This is a genomic window from Streptomyces sp. NPDC058955, from assembly GCF_042741435.1.
In the GTDB taxonomy this organism is placed as follows: Bacteria; Actinomycetota; Actinomycetes; order Streptomycetales; family Streptomycetaceae; genus Streptomyces.
Map to the genome: position 1 here is coordinate 1 of NZ_JBHYKM010000156.1, position 14,300 is coordinate 14,300.

Annotated in this window: 19 protein-coding genes; 7 read left to right on the plus strand and 12 right to left on the minus strand. The window is 73.5% G+C overall.

The annotated features are described in order from the left end of the window. Positions 1-138: 138 nt before the first annotated feature. Together ACFW1I_RS35050 and ACFW1I_RS35055 are read right to left on the minus strand one after the other, a co-directional pair. Positions 139-966, minus strand: coding sequence for a hypothetical protein (locus ACFW1I_RS35050; protein WP_384677582.1), 828 nt, complete (start codon positions 964-966; stop codon positions 139-141). 100 nt (positions 967-1,066) lie between these two features. Beyond that, on the minus strand, positions 1,067-1,954 hold the full coding sequence (locus ACFW1I_RS35055; RefSeq protein ID WP_384677584.1) for an N-acetylmuramoyl-L-alanine amidase: 888 nt from the start codon (positions 1,952-1,954) through the stop codon (positions 1,067-1,069). Between the two features lie 160 nt (positions 1,955-2,114). On the opposite strand from ACFW1I_RS35055, the gene ACFW1I_RS35060 reads away from it, so the two are divergent. Continuing rightward, positions 2,115-4,298 carry a hypothetical protein gene (locus tag ACFW1I_RS35060; RefSeq protein ID WP_384677586.1) on the plus strand — a complete coding sequence of 728 codons (2,184 nt, stop codon included), beginning with the start codon at positions 2,115-2,117 and terminating at the stop codon, positions 4,296-4,298. A 10-nt stretch (positions 4,299-4,308) separates the two neighbouring features. Here the strand turns inward: ACFW1I_RS35060 and ACFW1I_RS35065 are convergent, their stop codons facing one another. Beyond that, entirely contained in the window at positions 4,309-4,887 is a 579-nt protein-coding gene (locus tag ACFW1I_RS35065; protein WP_384677588.1) for a TetR/AcrR family transcriptional regulator, read from the minus strand. A gap of 122 nt (positions 4,888-5,009) precedes the next feature. Here ACFW1I_RS35065 and ACFW1I_RS35070 point away from each other — a divergent pair, with 122 nt between their 5' ends. Then, positions 5,010-5,654, plus strand: coding sequence for a dihydrofolate reductase family protein (locus tag ACFW1I_RS35070; RefSeq protein WP_384677590.1), 645 nt, complete (start codon positions 5,010-5,012; stop codon positions 5,652-5,654). 31 nt (positions 5,655-5,685) lie between these two features. Here ACFW1I_RS35070 and ACFW1I_RS35075 read toward each other — a convergent pair whose 3' ends face one another. Together ACFW1I_RS35075 and ACFW1I_RS35080 are read right to left on the minus strand one after the other, a co-directional pair. Next, a complete protein-coding gene (locus ACFW1I_RS35075) occupies positions 5,686-6,318 on the minus strand; it encodes a class I SAM-dependent methyltransferase (protein WP_384677592.1) in 633 nt (210 codons plus the stop codon). Between the two features lie 50 nt (positions 6,319-6,368). Beyond that, positions 6,369-6,776, minus strand: coding sequence for an ATP-binding protein (locus ACFW1I_RS35080; RefSeq protein WP_384677594.1), 408 nt, complete (start codon positions 6,774-6,776; stop codon positions 6,369-6,371). Between the two features lie 86 nt (positions 6,777-6,862). Here ACFW1I_RS35080 and ACFW1I_RS35085 point away from each other — a divergent pair, with 86 nt between their 5' ends. Genes ACFW1I_RS35085 through ACFW1I_RS35095 form a run of 3 tightly spaced genes read left to right on the plus strand, consistent with a single transcriptional unit; the run spans position 6,863 to position 8,366 of the window. Further along, positions 6,863-7,711: a Scr1 family TA system antitoxin-like transcriptional regulator gene (locus ACFW1I_RS35085; RefSeq protein WP_384677596.1), complete on the plus strand. Its 849-nt coding sequence runs from the start codon at positions 6,863-6,865 to the stop codon at positions 7,709-7,711. Then, complete coding sequence (locus ACFW1I_RS35090) at positions 7,671-7,880, plus strand: DUF397 domain-containing protein (RefSeq protein ID WP_384677598.1); 210 nt, start codon at positions 7,671-7,673, stop codon at positions 7,878-7,880. The genes ACFW1I_RS35085 and ACFW1I_RS35090 overlap by 41 nt, the downstream gene beginning before the upstream one ends. A gap of 21 nt (positions 7,881-7,901) precedes the next feature. Continuing rightward, on the plus strand, positions 7,902-8,366 hold the full coding sequence (locus ACFW1I_RS35095) for a hypothetical protein (RefSeq protein ID WP_384677600.1): 465 nt from the start codon (positions 7,902-7,904) through the stop codon (positions 8,364-8,366). Here the strand turns inward: ACFW1I_RS35095 and ACFW1I_RS35100 are convergent. Beyond that, on the minus strand, positions 8,266-9,105 hold the full coding sequence (locus tag ACFW1I_RS35100; RefSeq protein ID WP_384677602.1) for a hypothetical protein: 840 nt from the start codon (positions 9,103-9,105) through the stop codon (positions 8,266-8,268). The two genes, ACFW1I_RS35095 and ACFW1I_RS35100, sit on opposite strands and share 101 nt — an antisense overlap. Positions 9,106-9,131: 26 nt before the next feature. Beyond that, positions 9,132-9,275, minus strand: coding sequence for a hypothetical protein (locus ACFW1I_RS35105; protein WP_384677604.1), 144 nt, complete (start codon positions 9,273-9,275; stop codon positions 9,132-9,134). 48 nt (positions 9,276-9,323) lie between these two features. Between ACFW1I_RS35105 and ACFW1I_RS35110 the strand changes: the two genes are divergently transcribed. After that, positions 9,324-9,764: a hypothetical protein gene (locus ACFW1I_RS35110; protein WP_384677606.1), complete on the plus strand. Its 441-nt coding sequence runs from the start codon at positions 9,324-9,326 to the stop codon at positions 9,762-9,764. 7 nt (positions 9,765-9,771) lie between these two features. Here ACFW1I_RS35110 and ACFW1I_RS35115 read toward each other — a convergent pair whose 3' ends face one another. From ACFW1I_RS35115 to ACFW1I_RS35125, 3 genes are all read right to left on the minus strand, one after another. Further along, positions 9,772-10,176: a DUF4259 domain-containing protein gene (locus tag ACFW1I_RS35115; protein WP_384677607.1), complete on the minus strand. Its 405-nt coding sequence runs from the start codon at positions 10,174-10,176 to the stop codon at positions 9,772-9,774. A 99-nt stretch (positions 10,177-10,275) separates the two neighbouring features. Beyond that, positions 10,276-10,860, minus strand: a complete 585-nt coding sequence (locus tag ACFW1I_RS35120) for a GNAT family N-acetyltransferase (RefSeq protein WP_384677609.1) — start codon at positions 10,858-10,860, stop codon at positions 10,276-10,278. 11 nt (positions 10,861-10,871) lie between these two features. After that, the gene (locus tag ACFW1I_RS35125; RefSeq protein ID WP_384677611.1) at positions 10,872-11,270 is read right to left on the minus strand and encodes a cupin domain-containing protein; all 399 of its coding nucleotides are present in this window, start codon (positions 11,268-11,270) and stop codon (positions 10,872-10,874) included. Positions 11,271-11,322: 52 nt separating this feature from the next. On the opposite strand from ACFW1I_RS35125, the gene ACFW1I_RS35130 reads away from it, so the two are divergent. After that, positions 11,323-12,339, plus strand: coding sequence for a GlxA family transcriptional regulator (locus ACFW1I_RS35130; protein WP_384677613.1), 1,017 nt, complete (start codon positions 11,323-11,325; stop codon positions 12,337-12,339). A gap of 91 nt (positions 12,340-12,430) precedes the next feature. Here the strand turns inward: ACFW1I_RS35130 and ACFW1I_RS35135 are convergent, their stop codons facing one another. Beyond that, positions 12,431-13,216 (minus strand): ABC transporter permease, encoded by a 786-nt coding sequence (locus tag ACFW1I_RS35135; RefSeq protein ID WP_384677614.1) that lies wholly within the window; start codon positions 13,214-13,216, stop codon positions 12,431-12,433. Continuing rightward, entirely contained in the window at positions 13,213-14,166 is a 954-nt protein-coding gene (locus ACFW1I_RS35140) for an ATP-binding cassette domain-containing protein (protein WP_384677616.1), read from the minus strand. Before ACFW1I_RS35140 ends, ACFW1I_RS35135 begins: the two co-directional genes overlap by 4 nt. Positions 14,167-14,300 lie beyond the last annotated feature (134 nt).

Consider the following 14,300-nt stretch of genomic DNA (forward strand, 5'->3'; position numbering starts at 1 on the left):
GCGTCCCCGCGCTCCGTCAGCGACCTCGTTTTCTGCTCCTGCTGGGCCTCTTTCGGCGCGGGTCTCTCCGCCCCCCCCCCCCCCCCCGGGGGGGGGGCGCGGGGGGGGGGGGGCCCGCTGCCACGGCTTTCGGGGAACTCAGCCGCGCTGGATGCCCGTGGCGTCCTGGAGGACACCGCGGCGCCCGTCCTGCGTCTGCGCGATCAGCGCCTGGCCGCGCTGCTCCACGGCCAGGTACCAGGTCCCGGGGGCCAGTTCGGCGATCTGCGAACCGGAGCCGTCCTCCGCGTACAGCGGGCGGGCGACCGGCACGGCGAACCAGAACGGGGTGAAGTCCCCGCCGCCCTGCGGAGCGGCCTGCGGCTCCGGCTGCTGCGCGGCGGCCGGCTGCGGCTGACCGAAGGGCGAGCCGCCCTGCGAGGCGTCGTGCGGCGCCGGGTAGGGCTGCTGGCCCTGCTGGGCGCCCGGGTAGCCGTAGCCGCCGGGAACGCCCTGCTGCGGCTGGCCGCCGTAGGTCTGCGGGGTCTGCGGGCGCGGGGCGCCGACGAGCGGGGCCTTCAGGGCCGGGACCATCGGGGCGGCGACCGCGGCGGCGGCACCGACGAGCGCGGCGATGACGCCGAGGATCAGGCCCGCGCCCGCGTTCGCGGACTCGAAGACCCACATGAGCAGGTTCCACGCGGCGGCGATGGTGAAGGCGGCACCGACCTGGCCGAGCTCCAGGCCCAGGACCTTCCGCGGCTGCGGCAGACCGTGGGCGAAGACGACGAGCGCGGCGCCGGCGATGCCGAGGAAGAAGGCGCCCCAGCCGAGCGGCGACGCCTCCCAGGAGTTGCCGAAGTCGATCTGGTCGCAGACCGCGGCCGGGCCGTCGCAGCCGGCGGTGTCGAGGAACGAGGCGATGAACAGCACCACCGCAGCACCGATCAGCACGCCATCGCCTCGGGTGAGGGAGCGGATATTCACGTAAGAAGTCCTTCGTCGGGTCGTCGTCGCGTCGGGCAGGCGCCGGTTCTTGGCACGGGGGCGGCCCCATCGTACGGAGCGAATCTATCGCTCGCGGGTTCTACCCCTGGAGGTAGGTCACGATGCCGTCGGCGATGCCCTGCGCCGCCTTCTGCCGCCACACCCCGGACGTCAGCAGTGCGGCGTCCTTCGGATCACGCATATTGCCGCATTCGACGAAGACCTTGGGCACCGTTGACAGATTGAGACCTCCGAGATCCGAACGGACGTCCAAACCGGTTCCGCCGCCGAGGTAGTTGGCGGGCGAGGTGCCGGTCGCCCGGCGGAAACCGGACACGATCCCTTCACCGAGTTCGCGCGAGGGCGCCACGATCGGGCCGGTGTCGGCGGCCCCCTCCTTCACCTTCGCGGGCACGATCACATGGAAGCCGCGGTGGCCGGCCGCCGAGCCGTCCGCGTGCACGGAGACGACGGCGTCGGCCTTCGCCTCGTTCCCGATCCGGGCCCGCTCGTCGATGCACGGCCCGAACGGCCGGTCGGCGTCGTGCGTCAGGACCACCTTCGCGCCCCGCGCCTCCAGCAGCTTCCGCAGCCGGTGCGAGACGTCGAGGGTGAAGGCGGCCTCCGTGTACGCGGCCTCGCCGTCGGACGCGTTCGTCGAGGTCCCGGTGGTGTCGCACTCCTTGCGGGCGGTGCCGATGTCCACCTTCGCGTTGATCTCCCGGGCGTGCCGGAAGTTCCCCGGGTTGTGGCCGGGGTCGACGACGACGGTCCGCCCGGCGAGCGGACGGGCGGGGGTCGCGGTGGCGGCCTGGGTACGGGTCGCGGCGGCGGGCGTCGTGGCCGCCGCGCCCGGCCCCTGGGTCCCCTCCGCCGCCTCGGAGGCGGCCCCGCACCCGGCGAGGGCGGCGGAGCAGACGAGGACCGCGAGGGCGGCGCGGGCGGTGGGGACGGAGCGGGTCACGGGACTCCTGTGGTCGTACGGCACCCCGCGACTCTAGGCCCTCCGGTGGCCGGAAAGACGGACCGCAGGTACCGGCTCGGTCACCGCGGCGGCAATCCGCTGGACGCGTGTGCGGGTCCGGTGAAGGGTAGGACCGAGAAGCGGCGGTGACGGGGTCACCGCGCCTGGACCACGAGGGGGAACCGTGGCGGGGGAAGAACCGAACGACGCGCGTCCGCGCCGGGACGCGGACGCACCGCAGGACGCCAGGCCGGGCCAGGACGGCCCGGTCCCGCAGGACGCCCGGCCGGCTCCCGGCCCGCAGGACACACCACCGCCCGGCCCGGACCTGCGCAAGCCGCCGGCCGACGGCTCCGGTGAGACGATCATGATGCGCCCCCGCCGGGGCGGCGACGGCAGCACGGGCGCCGCCCCCGCGGGCGGCTTCGGGCCGCCGCCGGGGGCCGGTGCCGGGCCCGGCGGCACGGTCGGTGACGCGGGCGGCTTCGGCGCGCCCGCCGCAAGCGGTACGGGCTCCGCGCCCGGCGGCGGCTTCGGGCCGCCCGTCGCCGGTGGTACCGACGCCTCCGCCACCGGCTCCTTCCGGCTGCCCGCGCCCGCCCCCGCGCCCGCGCCCTGGGAGGCGCCGCAGAACGGCGGGTCCCACGGCTCGGCGGCCGCCGCGGCCGGCCCGGGGGCCACGTCCGGCGGTGGCTTCGGGCCGCCTCCCGAGGGCTACGGAGGGGGCTACGGCGGCTACGGCGGCGGCTACGGTCCCGCGCCCGGTCAGGCGCCCGCCGCCGCGCCCGGCTGGGCCGGTGCCGGGACGCTCCCGCCGCCGCCCCCCGCCCCGCCGGGAGGCCCCGGCGGCGGTGCGGGCGGCGAGGCCCGGCCCCTCCAGGCCGTGCTGGTCGCCCTGCTGAACCTCTCCTGCCTCGGCCTCGGCTACGTCGTGCTCCGCCAGTGGCTGTTCGCGGCCCTCTGCTGGGCCGCCACCGCCGGACTGCTCCTGACGGCGCTCCCGGCGGACGCGGACGGCGTGCCGCAGGGCGTGCTCATCGGGTACGGCGTCTTCCTGCTGGCCGCCGCGGCCGACGGGGCCCGCCGCGGCCTGCGCGCCCGGATCGCCTTCGGCACCACCGTCCGCCGCCTGGCGCTGCCGCTCGCCGTGGTGCTGCTCGCCGCGCCCGTCGGTGGCGCCGTCGCCTGGGCGGGCGCCCACGAGGACGCCCGCGAGGAGGCCCGCCAGCAGGCGCTGCTCGCCCGGCTCGCCGACGCCGACGCGCTGGTGAAGAGCGGGCAGGGGACGGATTTCGCGACCGCCGAGCCCAGCTACCGCAGGGCGCTCACCACGTACCAGGAGCTGGCCCGGGACCACGCCGGCTCGCGCGCCGCGAAGCTCGTGCCGGCCAGCCTCGACGCGTACTACAAGACCGTCTCCGCCCCGTACGACGAGAAGAAGTACTGCGCGGCGATCCTCCCGCTCAAGCACCTGCGGTCGCTGCCCGACACCGTCGACAAGGCGCTGCTCGGCGACCGCCCGGGCGGGACGGACGAGCCGCTGGCGCACTCGCTGTACGAGTGCGGCGCGGCCGCCCTCGGCGGGACGACGTCGACGGCCGTCACGGACAACTTCAACGACCTGACCGCCACCTTCCCGCAGTCGCCGTACGTCGGGAAGGCGACGACCGCCGTCCGGGACGCGATCCGGGCCAAGGTCGCCGCCGTCGGCGACACCTCGCTCGACCGGTGCGACACCACCGACGAGCTGCGCGCCCTGCGGGTGGTCGCGGCCGGGTCCAAGGGCCTCTCGCTGGACGCGGCGCGGGCGGACGCGGACCGGGGCGTGCGGAAGGGCGTCTTCGCCTGCGGCACCGACCAGTTCGGGGACAAGGAGTTCACCAAGGCCGTCGAGACCATGAACCAGTACGTCAAGGACTACCCGGACGGCGAATCGGTGGGCCACGCCCGCTCGATCGCGATCGCCGCGCAGATCGCCGCCGAGGAGCCGGAGGCCGGCAGGAAGCTGCCGCCGGCGACGGTGCCGGGCGGCGCCCGGATGACCATGGTGATCAGCAACGACGCCGACGACGAGGTCGAACTCCTCTACACCGGCCCGGTCACCGGCAAGATCACCCTGAAGGCGTGCGGCGGCTGCCGCAGCTACGAACGCCTGGACACCCTCCGGCCCGGCTTCAAGCCGTGCTCCGGCCCGTCCTCGAAGTACCCGAAGGTGACGATCCAGCTGCCCGCGGGCAAGTACCACCTGCTCCAGAAGCGGGCCGGGACGGGCTTCTCCACGGCCGGCGACACCAAGAGCAGCAAGGCGACCATCGAGCCCGGCTACTCGTACACCAACTGCCTCTACGTGACGAAGGGGCTGTACTGACGGGTCCGCACTAGGCGGCGAAGACGATCCGGTCCACGGCGGCCGCCACCAGCGCGTCGCGCTCCTCCTCCGAGAAGACGTCGGGGAGGGTCAGCTGCTCCACGATCAGCCAGTTCAGGGTGAGGATCAGCAGCTTGACGGCGGTGGCGTCGCCGGGGAGCCCGGACGCCTCGTGGAAGGTCACGTTCTGCTCGACGTCGGCCCGTACCCGCTCGGTGAGGATCGAGCGGAGCGCGGGCCGGCGGGTGGCCTCCAGGCGCAGTTCCAGGAGGGCGAGGTAGCCGGTGCGGAAGGCGGAGATCCGCCCGACCAGCTCCCGCATCAGCCGGGTGTACGTCTCCTTGTCGTGCGGCGCGGTCCTGGTGCCCTCCATGGTCGCCTCGTCCGGCTGGAGCCGTTCGTAGACGCGCGCCCCGGCCTGGGTGAGCAGGTCGTCGCGGTTGGCGAAGTAGTTGGAGGCGGTCCCGGTGGGCACCCCGGCCTCGGTGTCCACCGCCCGGAAGGTCAGCCCCCGGGCGCCTTCGCGGGCCAGCACCTCGATCGCGGCGTCCACGAGCGCGGTGCGCCGCTCCGGGTTCCGTCGGGCCATGGGGACCACTCCGTTCGTAGTACTACATCTGAACCCCTTCGCGTAGGGTACGCGCACCCCGCGATGAGTTCGCGCCGCCCGGGCAGTCATGACTCCGGAACGACCGAACGAGGAGGAGCCCCATGCCCCAGTTGTTGAAGGTCCAGAACTTCTTCGTCTCCGCCGACGGCATCGCCGCCGGCGAGGACCAGTCCCTGGAGCGGCCCTTCGGGAACGTCGACCCCACCGGGCTCTTCTCCTGGGCCGGGGCCACCGCGAGCTGGCCCACCCGCACCGACCCCGGCGGCACCCGCGGCCTCGACGACTACATGGTCCGGGACTTCCACCACAACATCGGCGCCGAGATCATGGGCCGCAACAAGTTCAGCCCCCTGCGCGGCCCCTGGCGGGACGAGGAGTGGAAGGGCTGGTGGGGCGAGGAGCCGCCGTTCCACACCCCGGTCTTCGTCCTCACCCACCACGAGCGCCCGTCCTTCACGCTCTCCGACACCACCTTCCACTTCCTCGACGCCGACCCGGCGACCGCCCTGGAGCGGGCGAAGGAGGCGGCGGACGGGAAGGACGTCCGCCTCGGCGGCGGGGTGACGACGATCCGCGAGTTCCTGGACGCCGACCTCGTCGACACCCTCCACATCGCCGTCTCCCCGGTGAAGCTCGGCAGCGGCCTCAAGCTCTGGGACGCGCCCGAGGAGCTGACCGACCGCTACCACCTGGACGTCGTCCCCAGCCCGAGCGGGGTCACCCACCACCTGTTCTGGCGCAAGTGACCCGCTCGACGGCACTCGGGAGCCCCGGCGGTCAGGCGACCCGGCGCAGCACCCGCAGCGAGTCCGTGACCGAGACCTCCTCGAAGTCGCCGGACTCCAGCGCCCGCAGATAGATCCGGTACGGCGCCTGGCCGCCGTCCGCCGGGTCCGGGAAGACGTCGTGGATGACCAGCAGGCCCCCGGGGGCGACCCGGGGGGCCCAGCCCTCGTAGTCGTTCGTGGCGTGCTCGTCCGTGTGCCCGCCGTCGATGAAGACGAGCCCCAGCTCCCCGCCCCACACCTTCGCGACCTGCGGGCTGCGCCCGACCACCGCGATCACGTGCTCCTCCAGACCCGCCTTCCGCAGCGTCCGCCGGAACGTCGGCAGCGTGTCCATCACGCCCACCTCCGGGTCCACCACCGTCGGGTCGTGGTACTCCCACCCCGGCTGCTGCTCCTCGCTGCCCCGGTGGTGGTCCACGGTCACCGCGACCGTCCCCGCCGCCCGCGCCGCGTCCGCGAGCAGGATCGTGGAGCGCCCGCAGTACGTGCCCACCTCCAGCAGCGGCAGCCCGAGCTTCCCGGCCTCGGCCGCCGCCGCGTACAGCGCCAGGCCCTCCCCGACGGGCATGAACCCCTTCGCGGCCTCGAAGGCGGCGAGGATCTCGGCACTGGGCTCGGACATGGCGGTCTCCTACTGGCGAGTAGTACGTCGGTACGGGCGCCCATCGTGCCTTACGCGTCGCACTCGAACCACACCGTCTTCCCGTCCCTCCGCTCCTCCACCCCCCACCGGTCCGTCACGCCCTCCACCAGGACCAGCCCCCGCCCGCCCTCCGCCGTCGGCTCCGGCGCCTTCGCGTGCAGCGCGCCGGGCACCCCGTCCGCCACCTCCACCCGCACCCCGTACGGCTCCCGCAGGATCAGCACCGAGCAGTGGCGCCCCGGCACGTGCCGCACGACGTTCGCGACGAGCTCGGTCAGCGCGAGGGTCGCGGGATCGCTCAGCTGATCGAGTCCCCACCGCGTGAGGAACATGCGCAGGATGGTGCGCATGTGGCGCGCCGAGTGCTCACCCACGGTGAAGCCCATCCGGTAGCTGGCCTCAAGTGCCGCAGGATGCAAGTCTGTTGGTTCATTCATGCCTCCAGAGTGAGCGCATCTCGTTACGCTCGGCTACGGACTGAACGCAACGCCACGGTGCGTACGCAATGGGGGGTGACCTCGCCATGGTCAACATCCGCAGCCTCGATCCCAGCGCCTCCCCGCTGGACTACTACGGCTACGAACTCCGCCGGCTCAGAGAAGACGCGGGCCTCAGCCAGTCGAAGCTCGGCGGAATCCTCTTCTGCACGGGCTCGCTGATCGGCCAGATCGAGACGGCGAGAAAGGTCCCGACCAGGGAGTTCTCGGAGCGCCTGGACGCGGCGCTGATGACGGGCGGGTTCTTCACGCGGCTGGTGGGGCTGGTGCTGAAGAGCCAACTGCCGTCGTGGTTCAGGCCGTATGTGGAGATGGAGCAGAAGGCGACGTACCTGTGCTCCTTCCAGGCGCAGTTGGTGCATGGGCTGCTCCAGACGGAGGAGTACGCCCAGGCCGTCATGAGCGTCAGGTTCGAGAGCGACGTCGACACCCAGGTGGCCGCGCGGATCGAGCGCCAACGGATCCTGGACCGCGTGAACCCGCCTCTGCTCTGGTTCGTCATGAGCGAGGCGGCCCTGCGTCAGGAGGTCGGTGGTCGAGCGGTGATGAGAGCTCAACTGGCCCACCTGTTGACCATGCAGGAGCGCGAGTGGGTGAAGATCCAGGTCCTTCCGTTCGCGGTGGGAGCGCACGCGGGTCAGCCAGGCTCCTTCACCCTCCTCCGCTTCGATGACGACCCGGATCTCGTCTACACCGAGGACTTTGTCCAGGGCCATATGACGGTGGATTCAACCGCGTTCAAGGACGGGTCGCTCCGTTACGATCACCTGCGAGCGGCCGCCCTGTCGGTGGAGGATTCGACCGCGCTGATCACCCGCGTCATGGAGGAGCACTATGGAGACCAACCGGAACCTGGCGGGCGCGCACTGGCGTAAGTCCTCGTACAGCGCTGACAACGGCGGCGAGTGCATCGAGGTCGCCGACCTCTCCGCCCACATCGCCGTCCGCGACTCCAAGAACCCCGAAGGCCCCGCCTTCCTCGCGTCGCCCGCCGCCTTCACGGCGTTCGTGAGCGCCGCCGCCGAGGGGCGCATCGGCCGCTGACCGGTGGCGACCCTCATCGGCATGGTGATCCTCGCCGTCGTCCTTCCGACGTGGGCGGGGATCACCTACGTGGGGCTGGTCCGCGCCCGCCGGGAGAACGCCGGCCTGCCGCCCCCGCCCCGCCGCCGGCGTACACCCGCCAAGAAGGCCGCGTGGATCGCCGCCCTGGCCTACCTCCTCGGTGGGGCGCTGCACGTGTACGGGCTCTCGTACATGCCCTTCCTCCAGCCGGAGGACGCGTGCTGGTTCAACGCGGGCCACATGGCAAGCCCGGACTCCAGCAGCGCGCTGCCGGTGAGCCTGGTGTGCGCGGGGGAGGAGATCGTCCCGGCGTGGGTGAACCCGGGGCTGCTCGTCCTCGCCGTCACCGCTGCCGGGGCGACCGTCACGTCCGTCGTGCTGGCGGTGCGGAGAGGCGGAAGGTCCAGGTGTCGACCGTGTACCGGGCCGGGTCGGCCGGGTGGGGTTCCGCGACGGTCGCGGTGAGTTCGTTCCCGTCCCACCGCAGGGCACGTATCGTCCGGGTGTCCGTGAGCGGCTTCAGTTCGGCGAGGACGGTCGTGCCGAGGTCGCGGCCGACCGCGCGGATCACCCCGCCGTCCAGGACGAGGACGGTCCCGTCGGGCAGGACGACCGGTCGCGGCGGCTGCGGGTCGCCGAGCCGGGGGCCGGGGACGACGGTGCCGCCGGGCAGGAGCCGTACGACACGGCCCCGGGTCGGGATGCGCCGGTCCGCCTCCACGACGCGGACGCCGCTGCCGACGACGTAGTGCCCGTACGACGGCCAGCGGTCCGTCTCGGCGCCGTCGCGGTCGTAGGCGCGGGTCTCGAAGATGCCGTAGCCCTCCAGGCCCAGCAGGAAGCGGCCGCCGCCGAGGGCCGCGCCGCGTTCGCCGCGCAGCTCGGCGACGAGCCGGCCGTCGGCCAGGTCGAGGAGGTACGCGGGGCCGAGGAAGCCCCAGGGCGTGTACTCCAGGGAGTCCGTCGTCACCAGGACCCGGCCGCCGGAGACATGGGCGGCGTTGGGGCGGCCGGCGAAGGCGTGGGTCCAGAGGGTACGGCCGTCGGCGCCGGTCGCCCGGACCTCGCCCTCCGCTCCGTGGACGGCGAACTCGCCGCGCCGGGCCAGCGGTTCGCCCCGGCGGTGGGCCCACTCGTACGGCGGCGAGCCCTCGCCCCGCCGATGCCCGACGGCCTCCGCGCGCCACACCCCGATGCCCGTCATGGCGGGAGCGTACGCCCGCCGGGCTCTCACCGTCCGTCGAAGAGGTGGGCGAGCGTCGTCGGCGTGAGCCGAAGGTGCTCGAACTCGGCCCGGCAGCCCTCCCCGACGGGCGACTGCGCGACGACACCGACCCGCACCGGGCCGTCCGCGCCGAGCGCGAACTGCCGCACCCGGAGCCGTGCCTTCGGTGAAGGATCCGACGACCCGGGAGGAAGTCCATGTGGAACGATCGCGAGGTGAGCCACCCCGACTTCGACCTGCCGCCACTCGCGCCGCCCGACGTGCTCGCCGAGTGGAACGACCTGGCCGACCAGGTCTGCCGGGAACTCGTCCGCGCGGGGCTCCCCGCCCACAGGAGCGACCGCGACGACGACCGGCGGGCCGGGGCGGGGGTGGCTGTCCACGTGGACCGCCTCGCCGACGGCGGGGTGTTCGCGGACTGGACGACGAGCGACGAGCTGTGCGCGGAGGCGCTCGGCCTCTACGCCCGCGGCATCGACCACGACGACCCGCCGTCGGCGGTCCGCCACCACAACACCGTGCACGTCCTCATGCGCGACGCCCTGACGGGCATCCTCGCCTCGGCCGGCTTCGAGGTCGCGGTGCCGGACCCGCACACGTACGGCAGCACGGCGCGGGTGACGGGCCGCCGCCCCTGACGGGGGCTCAGGCCCCCGTCAGCACCCCCCGCAGCTTCAGCACCCCCGCCTTCCACTCCTCGCCGTCCGACTCCTCCCACAGCTCCAGGAGTTCGGACGGCTCGGCGAGCACCCGGTCGAGCGCGGCGACGGCCTCCGCCCGCAGCTCCACCGGCAGGTCACCCAGCGGCTCCTTCGGCCCGTACGAGGTCGTCACCGCCTCCCCGCCCGCGCACTGCGCCGCCACCAGCGCGGCGGCCGCGATCGCCTCCGCCCCGAAGTCCGCGTCCAGATACTCCTCCCCGGTCCCGGTCACCTCCCGGAACGCCGCGAGCAGCACGTCCGCCTTCTTCCCGTCGGCGGCCTCGTCCACCCGGTACGAGAAGTCGGCGGCGGTGTCGTTGTCGAACGGTCCGATGTCCCAGGTCCCCATGGCGCGCACGCCCTTTCACGATCGTGTCGTCCGGTCTGATCGCTATCGTGACAGGGCCCACTGACAACGCGAGGGGAGCAGCGTGAGGAGCGCGGAGGCTCAGTCGCCCCGCACGCGCGCGTGGAGGTGCATGTCGTGGGGGCCGTCGTCGTGGACGGCGGCCCTGCGCTTGGTGCCTTCCAGGGCGAAGCCGGCCTTCCCGGCGACGCCGCAGGAACCGGCGTTGTGGACCGAGTGCTCCAGCTCCACGCGGTGGAAGCCCGCCTCGTCCAGAGCCCAGGCGGCGAGCGCCGTCAGGGCCCGGGTGGCCACTCCGGCGCCCCGGGCGGCCGGCAGCACCCAGTAGCCGACCCAGGCGACGCCGTCGTCGAAGTCGAAGCCGCGCAGGGCTATCCGGCCGAGGACCTCCCCGGTCGCGCCGGTGACCGCCCAGTGGGCGCCCTTCTCGCGCGCCCAGTCCTCGCGGTAGTCGTCGAACCAGCCGGCCACCTGCGCCGCGGAGGTGGGACGCCGGGTGTGCCAGCGCCGCAGCTCCTCGTCCGCGTACGCGGACAGGAAGACCGGGGCGTCGGCCTCCTCCCAGGGGCGCAGCAGCAGCCCGCCGGCGGCGGGGAGGACGGGCTGGGGGCGGGCGGACAGCGCGCCGGTCTCGATGACGGGCGGCGTCGACAGGGTGCGGGTCATGCGCCCCATGATCACAGTTCCAGCGCGTGGCCCGTCGTGGCGTCCACGTGGGACGGGACCTCGTCGTGGCGGTCGCCGACCGTGGAGGTGCCGGTCGGTTCGAAGACGAGGAGGGACGCGCCGGTGGGGGCGTACGGCTTGTGCTCCGTGCCCCGGGGGACGGTGAAGACCGAGCCCTTCGGGAGGCGGACCGTGCGCTCGCCGGCCGGTTCGCGGAGCGCGATGCGCAGTTCGCCGTCGAGGACGAGGAAGAACTCGTCGGTGTCGTCGTGCGCGTGCCACAGGTGCTCGCCCTCGACCTTGGCCACGCGGACGTCGTAGTCGTTGACGCGGGCGACGATCCGGGGGCTCCACAGGGCGTCGAAGGAGGCGAGGGCGGCGGACAGGGCGAGGGGTTCGTGGTTCGTCATGGGGCGATCCTCGCCGTGGCGGCCGGTCCCGCGTGAGTGCTAGGAATCGCGTATGACGCAAGGATCCTCGCAGGGGCGGGCTCGTGGGCGGTCGCTCCACCGGGTCGTCGTGATCGTCGACGCCAACTCCAATCCCTTCGAGCTCGGCTGCGCCAGCGAGGTCTTCGGACTGCGGCGGCCCGAGCTGGGGGAGGGGCGGGAGCTGCTGTACGACTTCGGGCTCTGCTCGCCGGAGCCGGAGACGGTCATGCGGGACGGTTTCTTCACGCTGTCCGGGGTGCGGGGGCTCGACGCCGCCGACACGGCCGACACCGTCGTCGTGCCCAACCGTCCCGACGTCGCCGTGCCGCGCCGGCCCGCCGTCCTCGACGCGATCCGGCGGGCGCACGCGCGCGGGGCGCGGCTGATCGGCTTCTGCAGCGGGGCGTTCACGCTGGCCGAGGCGGGGGTGCTGGACGGGCGGCGGGCCACCGCGCACTGGCAGTGGGCGGACGACTTCCGCGCCCGCTTCCCGGCCGTCCGGCTGGAGGAGGACGTGCTCTTCGTCGACGACGGCGACATCCTCACAGCGGCGGGCAGCGCCGCCGCCCTGGACCTCGGGCTGTACGTCGTCCGGCGCGACCACGGCGCCGAGATCGCCACCGCCGTCAGCCGGCGGCTGGTCTTCGCCGCCCACCGTGACGGCGGACAGCGGCAGTTCATCGAGCGGCCGGTCCCGCCGGTCCCGGACGAGTCCCTGGCGCCGCTGCTGGCCTGGGCGCAGGAGCACCTCGACCGGCCGCTGGCCGTGAGCGATCTGGCGGCCCGGGCCGCCGTGAGCCCGGCGACGCTGCACCGGCGGTTCCGGGCGGAGCTGGGGACGACGCCGCTCGCCTGGCTGACGGGGGAGCGGGTGACGCTGGCCCGGCGGCTCCTGGAACGCGGCGAGGCCCGCCTGGACGTGGTGGCCCGGCGTACCGGACTCGGCACGGCGGCCAACCTGCGGGCGCTGGTGCGCCGGGACACGGGCCTGTCGCCGTCCGCGTACCGGCGGCGGTTCGGGCCGGACGCCGCCGGAGCGTCCCGCTGAGACGCCGACGGGGCGGCGTGCTCCGGCGTGGTGCCGGAACAGGCCGCCCCGGGGAGTGGGACGCGGGTGCCGAGGGTGGCCGGCACGGCGGTTACTTCGGGTCCTTGTTGAAGGTCCTCGTCGACCAGACGTAGCCGAGGACGGCCAGGCCGACGCACCAGGCCACCGCGAGCCAGCCGTTGTGGCCGATCTCGGTGCCGAGGAGCAGGCCGCGGAGGGTCTCGATGGCGGGGGTGAAGGGCTGGTACTCGGCGATCGGCTGGAACCAGCCCGGCATCTGCGCGACCGGGACGAAGGTGCTGGAGATCAGCGGCAGGAAGATCAGCGGGAGCGCGTTGTTGGACGCGGCCTCCGCGTTGGGCGAGACCAGGCCCATGCCGACCGCGATCCAGGTGAGCGCCGTGGCGAACAGGACCAGCAGGCCGAAGGCGGCCAGCCACTCCAGGGCCGTGGCGTCCGTGGAGCGGAAGCCGATCGCCACGCCCACCGCGCCGACGAGGACCACGCTCGCCACCGACTGGAGGACGCTGCCGACCACGTGCCCGACGAGGACCGACGGGCGGTGGATGGCCATGGTGCGGAAGCGGGCGATGATGCCCTCGCTCATGTCGTTGGAGACGGAGACCGCCGTGCCGATCACGGTGGAGCCGATCGTCATGAGCAGCAGGCCCGGGACGAGGTAGGCGACGTACGCGGAGCGGTCCGCGCCGCCCATGCCGGCGCTCATCACGTCGCCGAAGATGTAGACGAAGAGCAGCAGCAGCATCACCGGCGTGAGCAGCAGGTTCAGCGTCAGCGACGGGTAGCGGCGGGCGTGCAGGAGGTTGCGGCGGAGCATCGTGGACGAGTCGCGGACGGCGAGGGACAGGGTGCTCATCGGACAGCCTCCTTCGGCTGGGCGGGGACGGTGGTGGCGGTGAGGGCGAAGAAGACGTCGTCGAGGTCGGGCGTGTGGACGGTGAGTTCGTCCGCCTCGATGCCGGCCGCGTCGAGCCGGTCGAGCAGGGTGCGGAGCGCCCGCTGGCTGCCGTCGTTCGCGATCTGGAGGGTCAGGGCCTCGTCGTCCCGCGTCGCCTCGCCCAGCGCGTCGGAGGCGCTGCGATAGGCGTCGGGGCCGGTGAAGCGGAGGCGGACGTGGCCGCCGGGGATCTGGCGCTTGAGGTGGTCGGCGGTGCCTTCGGCGACGATGCGGCCTCCGTTGAGGACGGCGATGCGGTCGGCGAGTTCGTCGGCTTCTTCGAGGTACTGGGTGGTGAGGAAGACGGTGACGCCGTCGGCGACGAGTTCGCGGATGATCTGCCACATGTTGTGGCGGGAGCGGGGGTCGAGGCCGGTGGTGGGTTCGTCGAGGAAGATGATCCTGGGGTCGCCGACGAGGGTCATGGCGATGTCGAGGCGGCGCTTCATGCCGCCGGAGTAGGTGGAGGCGGGTTTCTTCGCGGCGTCCACGAGGTCGAAGCGGGCGAGGAGTTCGGCGGCGACCTTGCGTCCCTCGGCCTTGGGGAGGTGGTGGAGGTCGGCCATGAGGAGCATGTTCTCCTCGCCGGTGATCAGGCCGTCGACGGCGGAGAACTGGCCGGTGACGCCGATGGCGGCGCGGACGGCCTGCGGGGAGCCGCTGAGGTCGTGGCCTGCGACGGAGGCCCGGCCGGAGTCGGCGGAGACGAGGGTGGACAGGATCTTCACGGCGGTGGTCTTGCCGGCGCCGTTCGGACCGAGCAGGGCGAAGATCGTGCCCTCGGGGACGGTCAGGTCGACTCCGTCGAGGACGACCTTGTCGCCGTACGACTTGCGCAGACCGTTCGCCGCGATCGCGGGGTGCGTCATGACGGGTGTGCTCCTCGTTTTCTGGAAGGCGGTGGGGGCGGTCAGTTGGCGTGGGCGGTGATGTCGCCGTGGGAGGTGGTGGCGCGGATGGTGAGGTCGGCGCCGGTGCCCTTGGCGTTCTGGAGGGTGTTGTG

What these genes read in the sequence shown, in the direction of transcription:
- ACFW1I_RS35065 (WP_384677588.1), bottom strand. Translation starts at nt 4,887, where the DNA reads ATGGCCCGACGGAACCCGGAGCGGCGCACCGCGCTCGTGGACGCCGCG.
- ACFW1I_RS35070 (WP_384677590.1), top strand. Translation starts at nt 5,010, where the DNA reads ATGCCCCAGTTGTTGAAGGTCCAGAACTTCTTCGTCTCCGCCGACGGC.
- ACFW1I_RS35075 (WP_384677592.1), bottom strand. Translation starts at nt 6,318, where the DNA reads ATGTCCGAGCCCAGTGCCGAGATCCTCGCCGCCTTCGAGGCCGCGAAG.
- ACFW1I_RS35080 (WP_384677594.1), bottom strand. Translation starts at nt 6,776, where the DNA reads ATGAATGAACCAACAGACTTGCATCCTGCGGCACTTGAGGCCAGCTAC.
- ACFW1I_RS35085 (WP_384677596.1), top strand. Translation starts at nt 6,863, where the DNA reads ATGGTCAACATCCGCAGCCTCGATCCCAGCGCCTCCCCGCTGGACTAC.
- ACFW1I_RS35090 (WP_384677598.1), top strand. Translation starts at nt 7,671, where the DNA reads ATGGAGACCAACCGGAACCTGGCGGGCGCGCACTGGCGTAAGTCCTCG.
- ACFW1I_RS35095 (WP_384677600.1), top strand. Translation starts at nt 7,902, where the DNA reads ATGGTGATCCTCGCCGTCGTCCTTCCGACGTGGGCGGGGATCACCTAC.
- ACFW1I_RS35100 (WP_384677602.1), bottom strand. Translation starts at nt 9,105, where the DNA reads ATGACGGGCATCGGGGTGTGGCGCGCGGAGGCCGTCGGGCATCGGCGG.
- ACFW1I_RS35110 (WP_384677606.1), top strand. Translation starts at nt 9,324, where the DNA reads ATGTGGAACGATCGCGAGGTGAGCCACCCCGACTTCGACCTGCCGCCA.
- ACFW1I_RS35115 (WP_384677607.1), bottom strand. Translation starts at nt 10,176, where the DNA reads ATGGGGACCTGGGACATCGGACCGTTCGACAACGACACCGCCGCCGAC.
- ACFW1I_RS35120 (WP_384677609.1), bottom strand. Translation starts at nt 10,860, where the DNA reads ATGACCCGCACCCTGTCGACGCCGCCCGTCATCGAGACCGGCGCGCTG.
- ACFW1I_RS35125 (WP_384677611.1), bottom strand. Translation starts at nt 11,270, where the DNA reads ATGACGAACCACGAACCCCTCGCCCTGTCCGCCGCCCTCGCCTCCTTC.
- ACFW1I_RS35130 (WP_384677613.1), top strand. Translation starts at nt 11,323, where the DNA reads ATGACGCAAGGATCCTCGCAGGGGCGGGCTCGTGGGCGGTCGCTCCAC.
- ACFW1I_RS35135 (WP_384677614.1), bottom strand. Translation starts at nt 13,216, where the DNA reads ATGAGCACCCTGTCCCTCGCCGTCCGCGACTCGTCCACGATGCTCCGC.
- ACFW1I_RS35140 (WP_384677616.1), bottom strand. Translation starts at nt 14,166, where the DNA reads ATGACGCACCCCGCGATCGCGGCGAACGGTCTGCGCAAGTCGTACGGC.